This window comes from Ignatzschineria sp. LJL83 (genome assembly GCF_054871845.1).
Map to the genome: position 1 here is coordinate 125,780 of NZ_JBTXLY010000003.1, position 15,872 is coordinate 141,651.

General features: G+C 37.7%; 11 protein-coding genes. 7 read left to right on the plus strand and 4 right to left on the minus strand.

Annotated features, from left to right (window positions below):
* Positions 1–287 precede the first annotated feature (287 nt).
* The 4 genes from prpB (at position 288) to ACYSN2_RS03410 (ending at position 5,466) form a co-directional block, all read left to right on the plus strand.
* On the plus strand, positions 288–1,175 hold the full coding sequence (gene prpB, locus ACYSN2_RS03395; protein ID WP_461748848.1) for a methylisocitrate lyase: 888 nt from the start codon (positions 288–290) through the stop codon (positions 1,173–1,175).
* 200 nt (positions 1,176–1,375) lie between these two features.
* A complete protein-coding gene (prpC, locus tag ACYSN2_RS03400; RefSeq protein ID WP_461748849.1) occupies positions 1,376–2,530 on the plus strand; it encodes a bifunctional 2-methylcitrate synthase/citrate synthase in 1,155 nt (384 codons plus the stop codon).
* 97 nt (positions 2,531–2,627) lie between these two features.
* The gene (locus ACYSN2_RS03405; RefSeq protein ID WP_461748850.1) at positions 2,628–4,070 is read left to right on the plus strand and encodes a bifunctional 2-methylcitrate dehydratase/aconitate hydratase; all 1,443 of its coding nucleotides are present in this window, start codon (positions 2,628–2,630) and stop codon (positions 4,068–4,070) included.
* Positions 4,071–4,269: 199 nt separating this feature from the next.
* The gene (locus ACYSN2_RS03410) at positions 4,270–5,466 is read left to right on the plus strand and encodes a YbfB/YjiJ family MFS transporter (RefSeq protein WP_461748851.1); all 1,197 of its coding nucleotides are present in this window, start codon (positions 4,270–4,272) and stop codon (positions 5,464–5,466) included.
* 154 nt (positions 5,467–5,620) lie between these two features.
* On the opposite strand, the gene ACYSN2_RS03415 is transcribed toward ACYSN2_RS03410, so the two are convergent.
* The 3 genes from ACYSN2_RS03415 to pyrF are packed head-to-tail and all read right to left on the minus strand — an operon-like array spanning position 5,621 to position 7,331.
* Positions 5,621–5,992 (minus strand): DUF1622 domain-containing protein, encoded by a 372-nt coding sequence (locus tag ACYSN2_RS03415; RefSeq protein WP_461748852.1) that lies wholly within the window; start codon positions 5,990–5,992, stop codon positions 5,621–5,623.
* A gap of 5 nt (positions 5,993–5,997) precedes the next feature.
* Positions 5,998–6,624, minus strand: a complete 627-nt coding sequence (pyrE, locus tag ACYSN2_RS03420; RefSeq protein WP_461748853.1) for an orotate phosphoribosyltransferase — start codon at positions 6,622–6,624, stop codon at positions 5,998–6,000.
* Entirely contained in the window at positions 6,621–7,331 is a 711-nt protein-coding gene (gene pyrF / locus ACYSN2_RS03425) for an orotidine-5'-phosphate decarboxylase (RefSeq protein ID WP_461748854.1), read from the minus strand. The genes pyrE and pyrF overlap by 4 nt, the downstream gene beginning before the upstream one ends.
* 588 nt (positions 7,332–7,919) lie before the next feature.
* Between pyrF and ACYSN2_RS03430 the strand changes: the two genes are divergently transcribed.
* The 3 genes from ACYSN2_RS03430 to ACYSN2_RS03440 all read left to right on the plus strand — a co-directional run bounded on the left by ACYSN2_RS03430 (position 7,920) and on the right by ACYSN2_RS03440 (position 12,424).
* Positions 7,920–8,786 carry an ABC transporter substrate-binding protein gene (locus ACYSN2_RS03430; RefSeq protein ID WP_461748855.1) on the plus strand — a complete coding sequence of 289 codons (867 nt, stop codon included), beginning with the start codon at positions 7,920–7,922 and terminating at the stop codon, positions 8,784–8,786.
* A gap of 564 nt (positions 8,787–9,350) precedes the next feature.
* On the plus strand, positions 9,351–11,063 hold the full coding sequence (locus tag ACYSN2_RS03435) for a chorismate-binding protein (RefSeq protein ID WP_461748856.1): 1,713 nt from the start codon (positions 9,351–9,353) through the stop codon (positions 11,061–11,063).
* Between the two features lie 410 nt (positions 11,064–11,473).
* Positions 11,474–12,424 (plus strand): bile acid:sodium symporter family protein, encoded by a 951-nt coding sequence (locus ACYSN2_RS03440; protein ID WP_461748857.1) that lies wholly within the window; start codon positions 11,474–11,476, stop codon positions 12,422–12,424.
* 1,498 nt (positions 12,425–13,922) lie between these two features.
* Here the strand turns inward: ACYSN2_RS03440 and ACYSN2_RS03445 are convergent.
* Positions 13,923–15,422: an AbgT family transporter gene (locus ACYSN2_RS03445; RefSeq protein WP_461748858.1), complete on the minus strand. Its 1,500-nt coding sequence runs from the start codon at positions 15,420–15,422 to the stop codon at positions 13,923–13,925.
* Between the last annotated feature and the right edge of the window lie 450 nt (positions 15,423–15,872).

Sequence of the window (15,872 nt, forward strand, 5' to 3'; positions counted from 1 at the left end):
AAAAGGTTAATTAAATAATCCATATTATATTATTTATAATTTGGGAAACGCTATCTGAGTTTGCTATGTTGTTAACGAAGGATATGAAACACGCTTTTAGAGCCGATAATCAGGATCTTTAATCCATAAAACTGTGAATCGTTTTATGGAAAAGCGAATATTGAATAGTCATAAAATAAGAGTTCTTACCAATAAAAAAAGAACCGATATAACAAAATATTTGAAAAGAAGCATTCAAAAAAGAAACTTTTAATCAGGATGAGGTTATACCAAAGGAGACTTAAGCAATGAGTATTTTTTCCGCAGGCAAGCGATTTCGAGAAGCGTTATTAGAAGAATCGCCTCTGCAGTTAATAGGTGTGATTAATGCGAACCACGCATTATTAGCAGAACGCGCAGGATTTAAATCGATCTATCTTTCAGGAGGAGGCGTTGCCGCCGGATCGTTAGGAATTCCAGATTTAGGAATCACTACTTTACAAGATGTATTGATTGATATTGATCGAATCACGAATGTGACAGAACTTCCCCTCATTGTTGATGCGGATGTAGGATTTGGAAGTTCAGCATTTAATGTGGCGCGTACGGTAAAGTCGTTTATTAAATCAGGCGCCGCTGGCTTACATATTGAGGATCAAGTTGGTGCAAAGCGTTGTGGACATCGTCCGAATAAAGAAATTGTTCCTTTAGAAGAGATGGTCGATCGGATTAAAGCTGCGGTTGATGCGAAAACAGATCCTGATTTCATGATTATTGCTCGAACAGATGCATTAGCTGTGGAAGGATTAGAAGCTACTTTAGAACGAGCAGAAGCATATATTGAAGCAGGTGCCGATGGATTATTTCCAGAAGCGATTACTGAACTTGCGATGTACCAACTATTTACCAGTAAGATTCAAGCGCCGGTACTTGCTAATATTACCGAATTTGGACAAACGCCACTTTTTACACTTGAAGAATTGAGAAGAGTGAATATCGCTATTGCTCTCTATCCATTATCTGCTTTTAGGGCGATGAATAGAGCAGCAGAGAATGTGTATCAAGCAATCCGAAAAGATGGAACGCAAAAAAATGTCCTCCCACTTATGCAAACACGGGAAGAACTGTACCAGAGTATTCGTTATCACGATTATGAAGATCAGTTAGATCAATTGTTTGCATCAAAGAAAAAGTAGCTGCTTGATAAATTTATAACACTAAAAAAGCACTATTTTTAATTCATAAAGATCTATAAAGATTCATTAAGATTTTCTCTCTATTGAAAAAACACAAAGAACATTGCGTTCTCTATTGTGGGGATTACTACAATTAAAATATGGCATCAAAGTAATCTATCTGTATGAAATAATTATAAAAATATCCTAAGGAGGATAATATGACAACAACTGCATCTAACACTTTTCGACCTAAAAAATCCGTAGCACTTTCCGGTACAATTGCGGGAACCACGGCATTATGTACCGTTGGACGGAATGGTAATGAGCTTCATTACCGGGGGTACAACATTATGGATCTTGCAGAGCATTGTGAATTTGAAGAGGTTGCGCATCTCTTAATTCACGGGAAACTTCCTAATGAAAATGAGCTGAGATTATATAAGAAAAAACTCCAAGCCCTTCGTGGTCTTCCTGTTTCCATGAGAAAAGCGCTCGAAACATTGCCCATGTCCGTTCATCCCATGGATGTTCTAAGAACGGGCGTTTCATTATTGGGATGTATTTCTCCTGAGAAGGATGATCATAATATTGCCGGTGCTAAAGATATTGCGGATCGCTTGATCGCTTCTTTAGGATCGATTCTCCTATATTGGTATCACTATAGTCATAATGGTGTACGTATCGAACTTGATAGTAAGGAAGATTCTATCGGCGGGCATTTTCTCCATCTTCTTCATGGTAAAAGACCTGAAAAATCGTGGGTTGATGCCATGCATACTTCACTGATTCTTTATGCTGAACATGAATTTAACGCATCAACCTTTACGGCTCGAGTGATCGCCGGTACAAACTCCGATATCTATTCTGCAATCGCAGGAGCGATTGGTGCTTTACGAGGACCAAAACATGGAGGTGCTAATGAAGTCGCTTTTGAAATTCAGAAGCGTTATGGCTCTCCGGATGAAGCGGAGGAAGATATCTTAGAGCGAATTGGAAATAAGGAGATCATTATCGGCTTTGGTCATCCTGTGTATACGGTTGCAGATCCGAGGCATGAAGTGATTAAGCAGATCTCGTTAGCATTATCAGAAGAAGCGGGCACAACTCGAATGTATAACATTGCAGATCGAATCGAAGAAGTAATGAAAAGTCATAAAAATATGTTTCCAAATCTCGATTGGTTTTCGGCGGTTTCGTATCACATGATGGGCGTTCCTACAGCAATGTTCACCCCACTTTTTGTAATTTCTCGTGCATCAGGTTGGGCTGCTCACATTTTGGAACAGCGGAAAGATAATAAAATTATCCGCCCGGGCGCTGAATATACAGGCCCTGAAGAACTGCAATTTATTCCTATTTGGGAGAGAGAATAATCTCTAGAGATTTGAGATCAATAGGATCTGCATTATGAATTTTATGAAATGAATGTAACGACTTACTCAATTTTAATAATTAATAGGAGATTTTATAATGGTACAAAAACATGCTCAAACATACGATCAAGTGCTTCAAGATATCGTAGATTATGTCAGAGATTATGAGATTCAATCTGATTTAGCATATGACATTGCCCAATACTGCTTAATTGATACGTTAGGTTGTGGACTTGAAGCTTTAGATTATCCAGAATGTGCAAAATTAATGGGACCGATTGTACAAGGAACGATTGTGCCACAAGGTGCAAAAGTACCGGGAACGCAGTTTCAGCTAGATCCTGTGCAAGCAGCATTTAATATTGGGGCAATGATTCGCTGGCTCGATTTTAATGATACATGGTTAGCAGCAGAATGGGGACATCCTTCCGATAACTTAGGGGGCATTTTAGCGGTGGCAGATTGGCTTTCTAGAGTGGCGATTGCTAATGGAAAACAGCCTTTAAAAATGAAGGCAGTTTTAACCGCCATGATTAAAGCTCATGAAATCCAAGGATGCATTGCGCTTGAAAACGCCTTCAACCGTGTGGGATTAGATCATGTTGTGTTAGTGAAAGTCGCATCAACGGCAGTGATTTCAGAGTTATTAGGATTAACTAGAGAAGAAGCTTTAAGTGCTCTTTCTCTCGCTTTTGTGGATGGGCAATCATTACGTACATACCGCCATGCACCGAATACGGGCTCTCGTAAATCATGGGCAGCAGGAGATGCGACTTCTCGAGCGGTTCGTTTAAATCTCATGGCTCAAAAAGGAGAAATGGGATATCCCTCGGTTTTGACTGCTAAAACTTGGGGATTTTATGACGTCCTATTTGAAGGAAAGCCTTTTGAGTTCCAAAGAGATTATGGTTCTTATGTGATGGAAAATGTGCTTTTTAAAATATCCTTTCCGGCAGAATTCCATTCTCAAACAGCTGTTGAATGCGCTATGACTCTGAAACAGGAGCTCGATAAACTTGGAAAAACCGCTGATGATATTGAGCGTATTGATATCAGAACCCATGAAGCCTGTATTCGTATTATCGATAAAAAAGGACCATTGAATAATCCTGCAGATCGAGATCATTGTATTCAGTATATGGTGGCTGCTCCCCTTATTTTTGGACGCTTAACAGCAAGTGACTATGAAGATAGTATTGCAAAAGATCCTAGAATTGATCAGCTGAGAGATAAAATTATCTGTACAGAAGATCCTGAATTTACCAAAGACTACTTTGATCCAAACAAGCGTTCAATCGCCAATGGGTTAACTATTACGTTGAAAGATGGAACAAAACTCAAAGAAGTAATGGTGGAATATCCTATTGGTCACGCTCGTAGAAGAGAAGAGGGAATGCCGGTATTAGTTGAGAAATTCAAGACTAATCTCGCAAGACGTTTTCCTGTAAAACAGCAGAAAGCGATTTTAGATATTTCATTAGATAAACAAAAACTTTGGGAAATTTCCGTTAATGAATATGTAGATCTTTATGTGATTTAATATATTTCAGGCAGGAAGAAACTCTTTAAATGGATAAAGGCTTAGAGAATATTTTCTGAGCCTTTTTATTACTCTAAAAATATTAATCATCAGACTATCTGAACAATTGTTTAGTTTTAATAGATGACTAAACTCGAAAAAACAATATATATTGTTTGAAAACCAACTTCATTTGAACTAGATAGGATCCGTACAGATTATGAAAATTAAAAATATGATCTTTAGCATCATTATTTTAATGGTTGGCATGGGATTTGGACGCTTTTTATATACGGCAATGATGCCTGTTTTATTGAAAGAAACGCAGTTTAGTTTTGATGAACTTTCGTATATCGCAAGTAGTAACTATTTAGGATATCTTCTCGGGGCGATATTATTATCATTTTCGATCTTCCATAGTTCTCAATATTTAAAGGTATCTTTAGTTTTTAGCTTATTATCGACTGCATTTTTTCTCTATTTATTATCTGTTACTACGAGTTTTGCAGATGTTTTCAGTATTCGTTTTTTAGCTGGAGTGAGTAGTGCGGGAGCTATTATTTATGGCTCGATTACTATTATTAAGTATTTTTCTTCAAGCTTTATGACGGCTACTTTCTTTTCGGGCGTTGGGCTTGGAATTGTAGTTGGAAATGAGCTTGGAATTGTAGTTGGAAATGAGCTTGTCAATTTAGCCTTAGAACGGCAATATTCATCAGAGATGATTTGGTTTTATATAAGTCTATTTGCGTTTATATTGTCGGCTTATATCCTACTATTTTTTCCTAAAAAGGAATCTGAAAACAGATTAAGCGAGGAGAATGTTTCCCGTGAAACACAAACAATAGCTCATAAAAAAGATGAAATATCTTGGATCTCTTTAATCATACTTTATGGTTTTGCAGGATATGGATATATCATCATTGCGACATATTTACCGGTGATCGCTCAATCTTTACCTCAATCACTAATGACAGATCACTTATGGTCACTGGTAGGAGTGGGCGCAATTTTCAGTTGTTATCTGTGGCTTTTTATTGAGAGAAAAGTAGGGGTGATTACCGCACTATTTTTCAATTTACTATTACAAAGTACATTTGTATTTTTATCTATATTTTCTAATTCAATAGGGTTATTGATGATGAGTTCTTTAGGCTTAGGACTCACATTTATGGGAACAACTTCTCTGGTTATGCCTTTAGCAAGACGACTAAAATCTCTTAAAATATTTAACTTGGTTGGCTTAGTAACGCTCACTTATGGGATTGGGCAAATATTAGGGCCAATGATGACGAGCTTGATACAAGCTTTGACAGGATCTCTACTATTAGCAATTATTTCTGGAGCGATATCTTTACTGATCGCAAGTTTGATTGTTTTATATGAAAAAATAAAATCAGCGAAAGTAACGGAATGAATATCGTGAAATCGCTTGAAGAAAGAATTTATGGTATATACTCAATAAAAATATGTAATAAAAAAGAGATCTGGAAGGATCTCTTTTTTGTTGTATCTATTTCATAGAAGAAAATATGTTTTGAAGTTTCTTATTTAATAAGAAATTTCACGATTTATTTTTTCTCTTCTTTAGCAGTTTTTTTGGAATATTCTTCCATTCCAACTTCAATTTCTTTTCCTAAGAAGTAGGAAATTGCAGTTCTAATAACAACAATACCACCAAGAATTAGCATGTCATCAATGGAAGGATTCATAATCGTTTCGATAATATCGGAAGCGATTAAAACTTCTAAACTTAGGAGAACGTAAGAGCCGAGATAGATTTTAATATTGTTGTTTTTTGTGGCAACTTCAAAATGGTTTCCTCTTGAAAACTCATTTTTTATAAAATCAATCGCCGCTTTTACAGCACCCACAAGTAAAATGATGACCGAAAAGGCATTGAGAATATCGACAATATAACGAACAATTTCTTCTATGAGCATGATCTTTATTTACCCCAATTACCAGGATCTTTATTCCATTCTGTTAAGGCAATACGCTCTTCTTCAGTGATAATATCTTTTGCTAAAGCTGTTTCAAGAAGTGCAGGATAGTTACTTAAAGTTGCGTAACGAATATCTTCTTTTCCAAAGTTTTCTGCCGCAATTGGTAACTCATAAGAGAAAATTGCTGCAACGCCGATCACATCAGCACCTGCTTCACGAAGCGCATGAGCACATGTAATAGAGCTGCCACCTGTTGAAATTAAGTCTTCTACGATCACAACTTTTTGACCCGGTTGGATAATCCCTTCGATCATATTTCCACGACCATGTTTTTTCGGTGAGCTTCTTACATATACCATTGGCTTTTCTAAAACAGCACTGACCCATGAAGCGTGTGGAATTCCTGCTGTTGCAGTTCCGGCAATCACTTCTACTTCAGGAAATTGTTCTTGAATGAGTTTAATAAGATTCTTAGAGATAAACTTACGAACTTCTGGGTAGCTTACAATTAATCTGTTATCACAATAGATCGGTGATTTAATTCCAGAAGCCCATGTGAATGGCTCATTTGGTGAAAGTGATACGGCATTAATAGAAAGTAATGCTTCGGCAACGTCTTGTTTTATCATAATGATCTATCCCATTCTTCTTTAACAGTGTAATAAGCTTGTAATGGATCTTTCGCTTGAGTAATTGAACGACCCACAACAATGTAACTTGAACCATTTTTCTTTGCTTCATATGGTGTCATGATACGTCTTTGGTCATCCGCAGCATCTGATGCAAGGCGGATTCCCGGTGTTACGCAGAGGAAACTTTCTCGCGTGTTTTCTTTTACCATTTTGGCTTCAAGCGCAGAACATACAACGCCATCTAAACCTGAGTTATTTGTCATCTTACTATAGTTGATCACAGACTCGAGTAAGCTTGTTTGAATATTTTGCTCACTTTGCATCTCTTGCTCGCTCATGCTTGTGAGCTGCGTTACAGCAATAAGGCGAGGTCTTTTAGAATGACCGCTTCCGATCTCTAAACCTTCCATTGCTTCTTCCATCATTCTTTTACCGCCGGCAGCATGAACGTTGACCATATCTACGCCCATTTTTGCTAAACCGATCATCGCACTTTTTACAGTGTTAGGAATATCGTAGAGTTTTAAGTCTAAGAAAACTTCATAACCTCTCGCTTTTAAAGTTTCAACAAGCATTGGACCTTCATTGTAGAACAGCTCCATGCCGATTTTGATATATAACTCTTCTTCTCTTGGCATCATTTCCAAGAACGCTTTGGTCTCAAGATAGTTTGGGAAGTCGAGGGCAATAATAGGTTTTGTCATTGTGTGCGTCTTTTTGTTATTTTTTCCAAAAAAAAACCGACTGGTTGTCGGTTATTCATTTAAATAAGAAGAACGGTAAGTACATGTTTTTGCAAAATCCATGATATTCTCCTTATTAGATATTCTTTTTACGTTTTCAAAAATTTGCAATATTTTAGCACTAGATTTCAAAAAGATGAAGCGTTTATTTTTTAATTTAAACGGCAAAAAATGTAGCTTGTGGATAACTTTGTAGATAAGTAGAGAGATAACACTTAGGAAAAGCTTTGGATAAAGTTTCTATGGAAGCGTGATAGAAAGTCTTAAGACTGTTTTAATACAGCGCAGAATAAAGGATCAATAAAACTAAAAGAAAATAATTCTCAATAGAGATTAAATTTCATTTGAGAATTAAAACATTGAATGATAGACTCCATTTTAAATCTAAATGATATTCATTATCATTTTGTATTAAGAGAAGATTGAAAAGAATAACCAGATAAATGATCCCTCTTAATAACGATTAAACATTCCCGAAAACGAAGGATGAATAAACCGCTAATCCTAACATTTCCATAGGATTCCATTTTTGAGATAAGAGAGATTTTGATGAAAACTTTATTAAAACGCAGTCTATTATTGTTACCTTTAATGATGAGCCTTACTTTGGCGGATACCGAAAAAACTGCAACAGGAATCGTGATGGATTTTGGAGCGGTGGATACTTTAGTTGTACTTGATAAAGCAGAAGCTATTTCCGCAATTCCTATGCGTAATCTGCCGACCTATTTAAAAGAGTTAAATACTGCCGATATTCAAGATGGCGGTGGTATGAAAGAACCTAACTTAGAGGTTTATGCAGAACTTAAACCGGAGTTTATCGTCATCTCTCCTCGTCTTGCCGGCAAAGTAGACGTGCTGAGTGAATATGCGCCGGTACTGAATTTTACGGCAAATCCAGAAGATTATTATGCATCCGTATCTCAAAATATTTTGGCATTAGCGAAACTTGTGGATGCGGAAGATTCAGCCAATGTTTCTTTGAATCAGTTAAATTCAGAGCTAGATGAAATTAAAGCGAACATTGCGAAGAACGATAAAATAGCGCTAACGATGATGCATAATGCCGATAATCTTTTCGCTTCTCCAACGAGTGGTTATGGCAAGTTTATTCATCATTTCTTAGGTACAAAAAATGCCGTAAAAGCACCGATTGAAGGTAGACAAGCAATTGATATCGATTACTTAAACGAGATCCAACCTGATGTTATTTTTATCATTGATAGAAGTGCTGCAATTGGGCAAACGCCAATGAATCTTGAGAGCTTTCAGTCGGAAATCATCTCGAAAGTAACCTTAGAGAATGGCAAAGAGATTAAAGTCGTCTACTTAGATCCAACGCTTTGGTATTTATCCGGCAATGGTTTAATGAGTATTGAACTTCAGGCCAAAGAAGTCGCTACTGGACTTCAGTAATCTCATATTTCAAGAATGAGTAAATTGTAGAATCTCCTAAGAATAGTGTCGTCAGCGAAGTTTTACTTCCATGAAATATTCGTCTGAAATATTCATCTTTAAAGGAGATTTTCAAAAGATTTTATAGAAGTTTCTGCTCTTGACCCTGACTATTAGAAATGAAAATTTGTTGACTTCCTCCAAAAAAAATGCAAATTATATCCTAAGAATTTCTAATTAAGTCAGGGTTCTTTTTTATTGTCATATTAAAGATTGAGAATAAAAAACCTGAGAAATAGTGCACTTAAGCACAATTTAATTAGAAATATTCAACGAATATTGAAATATAAACATATGTCTTGAACATATACTGAATTTACACTGTTTTAGGAAAAATCCATGATTGCTAATCTTTCTACTCGCAATATCCGACGTTGGTGGTTACGCGCATTTTTGAGCGGGCAATCATTGTACTTGAGTGGAAAATAGAAAAGTAAAACAGTGAGAATAATTGAAGAGCCTGCAATATGCGGGCTTTTTTTATGGCTTTCAGATTGCGGTTCTACACACAAAAGAGAGGAAAAAATGTCAGAAGCCGTATTTAAAAGATCCGAAATTTATACCATTAGCCGTGAAATTTCGATCGACTTTGAACCATTCACATTATTCAAATATTTAGTAAAGGCTGAAGAAAAACCATATGCGATGCTCTTTGAATCAGCCAGAACGGATGATCAAAGTGCCCTTAAAAGCATGATGATCACGAAGGTTTCCTTAAGAATTACGGCGCTCAAAGATATTGTAACGGTTACGGCAACGAGCAAGATCGGCAATACGTTACTGACATTTTTACAATCAGAGCTTAGGGATTGCGTGATTGAATCTGGAGAAGATCTCGGCAATCTTTATGCCAAGTTTCAGTTTGAGAATGATCAAACCCGTTTTCCGCGCGGAGTTCTTACCATTTTAGATCCGCTGTTAAGCTTGAAGAATCCAGAGTTTGATCCCTTTATCGGCGGGCTTTTTGGTTATGATTTAGTGGGCGAATATTATCAGGTGAATATTCCTGAAAAAGGGCGAGAACGAGATCTTTGCCTCTACTTTGCAGAAGAGATGATCGTATTAGATCATCAGGCAAAACGAGCGACTTATGAACACCTCTATCAAGATTTAGGTACATCTAGAATGGAATCGTATCGAACGTTTTCTCTACAAGCGGAAAAGTATGAAACATTAGCGCGAAAGATGAGTGAAGCAAGCATTACCAATACGACTAAGGTATTTACGATATCCTCAGAGTTATCCACAACTAAAGAAAACAACATCAATAATGCCGAGAATCAGTCATCTTCGGAGCTAGTACAGAATTCAACGCAAAAAGGTTCTCCACAAAGTTATCCACAGGATAACTCGAAACATCCCATTGTAAATAGCGATAATGGTGTAGAAGTGCCGGATAGTGCACCTTTTTCAGAAGCCGTTGCGAGTTTTATTGAACAGATTCATGATGGGAAACTTCAGCAGATCGTGCCATCTCGCGCCTTTACGCTTCCATGTGATGATCCTTTTGCGAGTTATGCCATTTTAAAACAAGCTTATCCGAGTCCTTATCTTTTCTACCTGCACGATAGCGATTTCACGCTCTTTGGCGCATCGCCGGAATCCGCCCTTAAATATATGCCGGAAACCCGAGAGCTTGAACTCTATCCCATTGCCGGCACGAAAAAGCGTGGAATGATCGAAGGCGAGATTGATTTAGCGCTAGATCTTGCGATGGAACAAGAACTTAAAACAGATAAAAAGGAAGTCGCTGAGCATTTAATGTTGGTGGATTTAGCGAAAGAGGATCTGGCGCAAATTTCAGAAGTCGATTCTATTGCCGTGAAAGATCTCATGAAGATCGATCGTTACCGATATGTGATGCATTTAGTTTCAAGGGTTTCCGGCAAGCTTAAAACAGGATTATCCCCCATTGATGCCTATTTAGCGGTGATGAATATGGGCACCTTGACCGGTGCTCCGAAGGTCTATGCGATGGAAGAGATTTACCGTTATGAAACAGAAGCAAGAGGCAGTTACGGCGGCGCAATTGGCTATATTCAAGGCACGATGTACGGAGATCGTTTCGATAGTGCCATTGTGATTCGCTCGGCATTTGTGAAAGATGGTATTGCGAAAGTGCAAGCCGGTGCCGGCATTGTGGCGGATTCCATCGTAATCAGTGAAATCGAAGAGACGGAAAATAAAGCCAGTAGCGTGATTATGGCCATCTTAAAATCCCAATTAAAAGCATCTTAAGGTATCTATAAAGCTTCTAAAAATCTCTTGAAGTTTATAGATACAACATAACCTCCTAAAAGTGTGATACGCTCGAATAAGGCTAGTTTTTCAAGGTAAAGCTAGCCTTATTTTTGAGTTTAAAAGAGAGATCATGAATGTGCTTACAAAGCGTGATTCATTTGCAATTTAAGCATTGATAATTTACCCAATTATCAATTAGTTAATGCCTTCTTTTTTAAGGTTTTACGTTCTTGAAATCTTAAGTTCTTAAACCCAAAAATCAAACAGAGATTCACTGGATTGAATCTATCAAGCTATTACATAACTTATTCAAAATAACGATTGATCTCTTTCACTTAAAGGTTAAAGAGCGGTCAATGTTACGCGATTCAAACATATTATTGATGAAAACAGAGGAGTATTTCACCATGCAGGGATTCATTCGCTTAAGCCAATTTGTTGGCAAGACATTTGCCTTATGGGTTCTGCTATTTGCAGGGTTAGCGTTCTTTTCACCCGATACTTTTAAGGTTATTGGCCCTTATATTCCATGGCTTTTAGGAATCGTTATGCTCGGAATGGGAATGACTTTAAAAGTGACGGATTTTAGCGAGATTATTAAGCATCCAAAAGCGGTTATTCTCGGCGTTGTCGCACAATTTGTCATTATGCCCCTACTCGCTTTTGGACTTTCTATGCTCTTTTCTCTACCGCCGGCAATTGCGGTAGGCGTGATTCTTGTGGGTTCTTGCCCTGGTGGCACGGCTTCCAATGTGATGACTTACTTAGCGAAAGGAAACATTGCATTATCAGTAGCTTGTACGTCAATTTCCACCTTATTAGCACCGCTTTTAACGCCGGTAATTTTCTATCTTCTTGCCAGCCAATGGATTGATATTGCCATGGGCGCAATGTTTATATCCGTCATTAAGATGGTATTACTCCCAATTGCGCTAGGAATTGTGCTTCGCATGATCTTCAAATCGAAAATTGAAACCGCAACGGAAGTATTACCGCTTGTGTCTGTTATTGCTATTGTTCTGATTGTAGCAGCCGTTGTGAGCGGTAGTAAGCAAGCGATTATCGATTCAGGATTACTGATTTTTGGTGTAGTGATTTTACATAATGGCTTAGGATATTTATTAGGATTCTGGGCTGCGAAGTTCATTAAATTAGATTATAGCGATTCTAAAGCCGTTTCCATTGAAGTTGGGATGCAAAATTCAGGATTGGGCGCGGCATTAGCGAAAACACACTTTGCCATTGATCCTGTAACGGCGGTTCCAAGTGCCATTTTCAGCTTTTGGCACAATATTTCAGGTCCGATCTTAGCAACTTACTGGGCTTCTAAGACAAAATCTAAGGAAAAAAACGGTTAATCCACGGATTTCAGAAAGAATCTGTATTAAATGATTTGTTGTAGGATTCACAAGATTCATTATTAAGATGCTTCATGCTTATAAGGCTCTATCTATTTAGATAGGGCTTTTTTTTGCTTTAAAACTATACAAAGCATCATTTTTAGTGATAAATTATTAACCAATACCGCTTCAACTTATTGAAATTATATTTAAGAGATATGGATTGCTTGCTTTGTGATCACTCGTGATAAAAGAGCGTTTAAACCTATTCTAAGAATCGAAATTAAAACTCTAAAAGGGCTGAAAATGAAGGTTTTTAGCTATTTATCGGGATTTCCTTCCGATAATTATTGGTTTTAGCGTATGAATTTTTGCTGAGGTTCATGTTTCTATCCATGCGCTATCTATTTTGGGAGCTATTGCCGAAGAGGTATCAGAAAACAAGATATAGCACCCTTTCAGAAGCCTTAAAAACCGCTATCAATCACAAAAAGAGATAGATGGGATTATCATATAATCATAAAATATTAGGCAAATGTTTTTCGGAGATTATATAGATAATTTAGAGGCAAGATCAGCGGTGAAGTGATCCTTTATTGAAATGATAAGAACACCTGAATAACAGATAGAGTCATCCGGATTTTTGAATCTTATAACCCAAGATATGTCTGATAAATGTTGCTGTTTCCCCATAGATATTCATGGCTGAATTCATCTAAAAGGCTGAGAAGTAATTAAAAGCTTATAACGGGTTATAGGTGGCTATAGATGATTTAAGGGGGATTTCCTTAATATATCAGTTGGATAGGATTTTTCGGGTTGTCTGTTTTGAGTGATGTGCTGTATAACCTTTCATAAGCCTGCTTTTAGGTTTGTTGGGCTATTTAGTGTTTAGTATTTGAATGGATATGACTGCTATTGTTAGTTTGTTTCGGTGATTTAGGATCTTTTGCGAGTAGCGATTACGAAAAAACCACTTTAAGATCAATGATCAAGTGGTTTTGTAGCGGGCATTCTAAATGCTTTGTAGTGAGTTTGTAGCGATCGTGTAGTTGGCGGATTGGGAGCTTACCGGCATCTGGGTGGGATTTATGGATTGATGAATCAGCCGGAGTTAATATCGAACCAATATCGAATTGATATCTTTAACTGTTTGTAATGTTAGGGATATTTGTGATGAATAATGGAGTGAAAAGATCGCTCGGCAAGCGGTTTGATAAAAGGATTCCCGTATGACAGTTCTTTGGGAAGCTTTTGAGAGGTTTTTTAAGGGAATTTTTAATAGAATTTTGAATGGGTTAAAGAATAGATGGCAATGAAAATAGAGCAAAAAGTGAAAGGGATTACTCTGTTTTTGCTTTAACAAATATTCACAAATAATAAAAAGACGTAAAAAACCTCAAACAGACTGTTATTCACAAAAATTCACAGATCGTTTGAGGCTCGTTTTTTAAAGATATTTTATAGTGAGCTTATGGAAAACACTTCCATAAATTAATCTTTAGATATGAAGGTGTTATGCCGGCCCTAATGGTAATCCTAATGAGTAATAGATCAGAAATAGTGCCGTCCATGTAGTAATTAAGATCAGCGAATAGGGAAGCATGATGGATAAGAACGTTCCGAACTTAATCTTCGGATTGTATTGTGCGATTAAGGCTAATACCATCGGCAAATAGGGGTTTGTCGGTGAGATAACGTTGGTGGTGGAATCCCCAATTCGATACGCCATCTGAATCGCATCCGGATCAATGCCGAGAAGCATGAGAAGCGGTACAAATACCGGCGCCATCATTGCCCATTGTGCTGATCCACTAAATACCACAAGATTGATTAATCCCGCTAAAATCACAAGTGCACCGAGCATGATGACATTGGGAAGCTCAATATTCACTAAGAAATCCGCACCGGAAACCGCCAGCCAAATGGAGAGATTCGTCCAGTTAAACCAACCGATAAATTGCGCGATGAAGAAGACGAGCACAATATATCCGCCGACATTTTTCAGGGAATTTGCCATTAAGGTTGGGAAATCATCAAACTTTGTGATTTTGCCGGCAAGAACGCCATACACAATCGCTGTTGTGATGAAGAACGTCATAATAATAGGAATCACACCATTTAAAAATGGCGAAGGCACAAGCTGACCATTCGGTCCACGAAGCGGAGAGCTTTCTGGATAAACCGTTACCACTAATAGCGCAATAAATAAGAGTGCAAACAGTCCAGTGATTTTTAATGCTCTTTTCTCTTTTTTAGAGACCGCATATTTTTGACCTTCTGTTGCCGCATGTTGGCTAAAATCTTGCTCTAAAGGAAAACGCGGTTCGATTAAACGATCCGTAATCCATGTGCCGATAACCGTTAAGAAAGGCACCGATAGAAGCATGAAATACCAGTTTGCTGCCGGCGTAATCTCGGCGCCGCTAATAGTTGCCGAAGCTTCATTGGTAATGCCGGATAAAAGCACATCTGTGCCGGCGATGAAGATATTTGCCGTAAAACCTGCCGCAACGGCGACAAATCCTGCACAAATTCCCACCACAGGATTTCTCCCCGTTGCCGCAAAAATAATGCCGGCAAGTGGCGGTACCAGTACAAACGCCGCATCGGAAGCAAGGTTGCCGATGATTCCAACAACAAAGATGGATGCCGTCACAAATTGTTTCGGTGCATGTAGTAGAAGCGATTTAATTGTCGCATCGGCTAAGCCCACTTCTTGCACTAATCCCACCGCAATCATCATACAGAGCACTAAACCGAGCGGTTTAAAGTTGATGAAGTTGCTGACGGTGGATTGCAAAATATAGACTAAACCTTCTCCGCTTAAGAGATTACGAATCGTGACAATTTCATTAGAAACGGGATGGGTAACGTTTAAATTAAGAGAGCTCATAATTGCGGAAATAATGGCAATAATGAGGCAGAGCATCATAAAGAGATAGAGCGGATTGGGAATACGATTCCCAAATGATTCTATTCGATCGAACCATGTTTTTTTCTGCATTTGCTGCATAGATAATCCTCCAAACCTGAAACAAGTTTTCCGAAATAGGTTTTCTGAAACAGGTATTTAATAGCCGGCTTATTAGAATTGTATGTTGCCGAAGTGAAAGGGATGTGGAAAGTTTAAAATAAAATAAGCGGTAAAAGCTCCTTTTGAATAATGATGAAATAGATAAGATAAAAATAAAAACAGAATGAAGCTGTAATTGTTGAGGCTTGGTATTGATTAGAATTGGCATTAATGATGGAAATATCAGTAATGCTCAATATTGCTATTCTGATGCTGCAATCGGTTTAAGAAAGTGTTTTTTTTATAAAAAGGCTGAAACATCGCTGGCTCGAATGCTTGCATGCTTTTGGGAATCGCATGCCAGCAAGATAGATCTTTTGAAGTTTCAGGGTTTCGAAGACTTAAAACCTTAAATCTTTAAAGCCTTGAAACCTCAAATTCTTAAACCGA

Excerpts from the sequence above, each read along its gene's own strand:
- prpC (WP_461748849.1), top strand. The coding sequence starts at position 1,376 with ATGACAACAACTGCATCTAACACTTTTCGACCTAAAAAATCCGTAGCA.
- ACYSN2_RS03440 (WP_461748857.1), top strand. The coding sequence starts at position 11,474 with ATGCAGGGATTCATTCGCTTAAGCCAATTTGTTGGCAAGACATTTGCC.
- pyrF (WP_461748854.1), bottom strand. The coding sequence starts at position 7,331 with ATGACAAAACCTATTATTGCCCTCGACTTCCCAAACTATCTTGAGACC.
- ACYSN2_RS03405 (WP_461748850.1), top strand. The coding sequence starts at position 2,628 with ATGGTACAAAAACATGCTCAAACATACGATCAAGTGCTTCAAGATATC.
- pyrE (WP_461748853.1), bottom strand. The coding sequence starts at position 6,624 with ATGATAAAACAAGACGTTGCCGAAGCATTACTTTCTATTAATGCCGTA.
- ACYSN2_RS03435 (WP_461748856.1), top strand. The coding sequence starts at position 9,351 with ATGTCAGAAGCCGTATTTAAAAGATCCGAAATTTATACCATTAGCCGT.
- ACYSN2_RS03410 (WP_461748851.1), top strand. The coding sequence starts at position 4,270 with ATGAAAATTAAAAATATGATCTTTAGCATCATTATTTTAATGGTTGGC.
- ACYSN2_RS03430 (WP_461748855.1), top strand. The coding sequence starts at position 7,920 with ATGAAAACTTTATTAAAACGCAGTCTATTATTGTTACCTTTAATGATG.
- ACYSN2_RS03415 (WP_461748852.1), bottom strand. The coding sequence starts at position 5,992 with ATGCTCATAGAAGAAATTGTTCGTTATATTGTCGATATTCTCAATGCC.
- prpB (WP_461748848.1), top strand. The coding sequence starts at position 288 with ATGAGTATTTTTTCCGCAGGCAAGCGATTTCGAGAAGCGTTATTAGAA.
- ACYSN2_RS03445 (WP_461748858.1), bottom strand. The coding sequence starts at position 15,422 with ATGCAGCAAATGCAGAAAAAAACATGGTTCGATCGAATAGAATCATTT.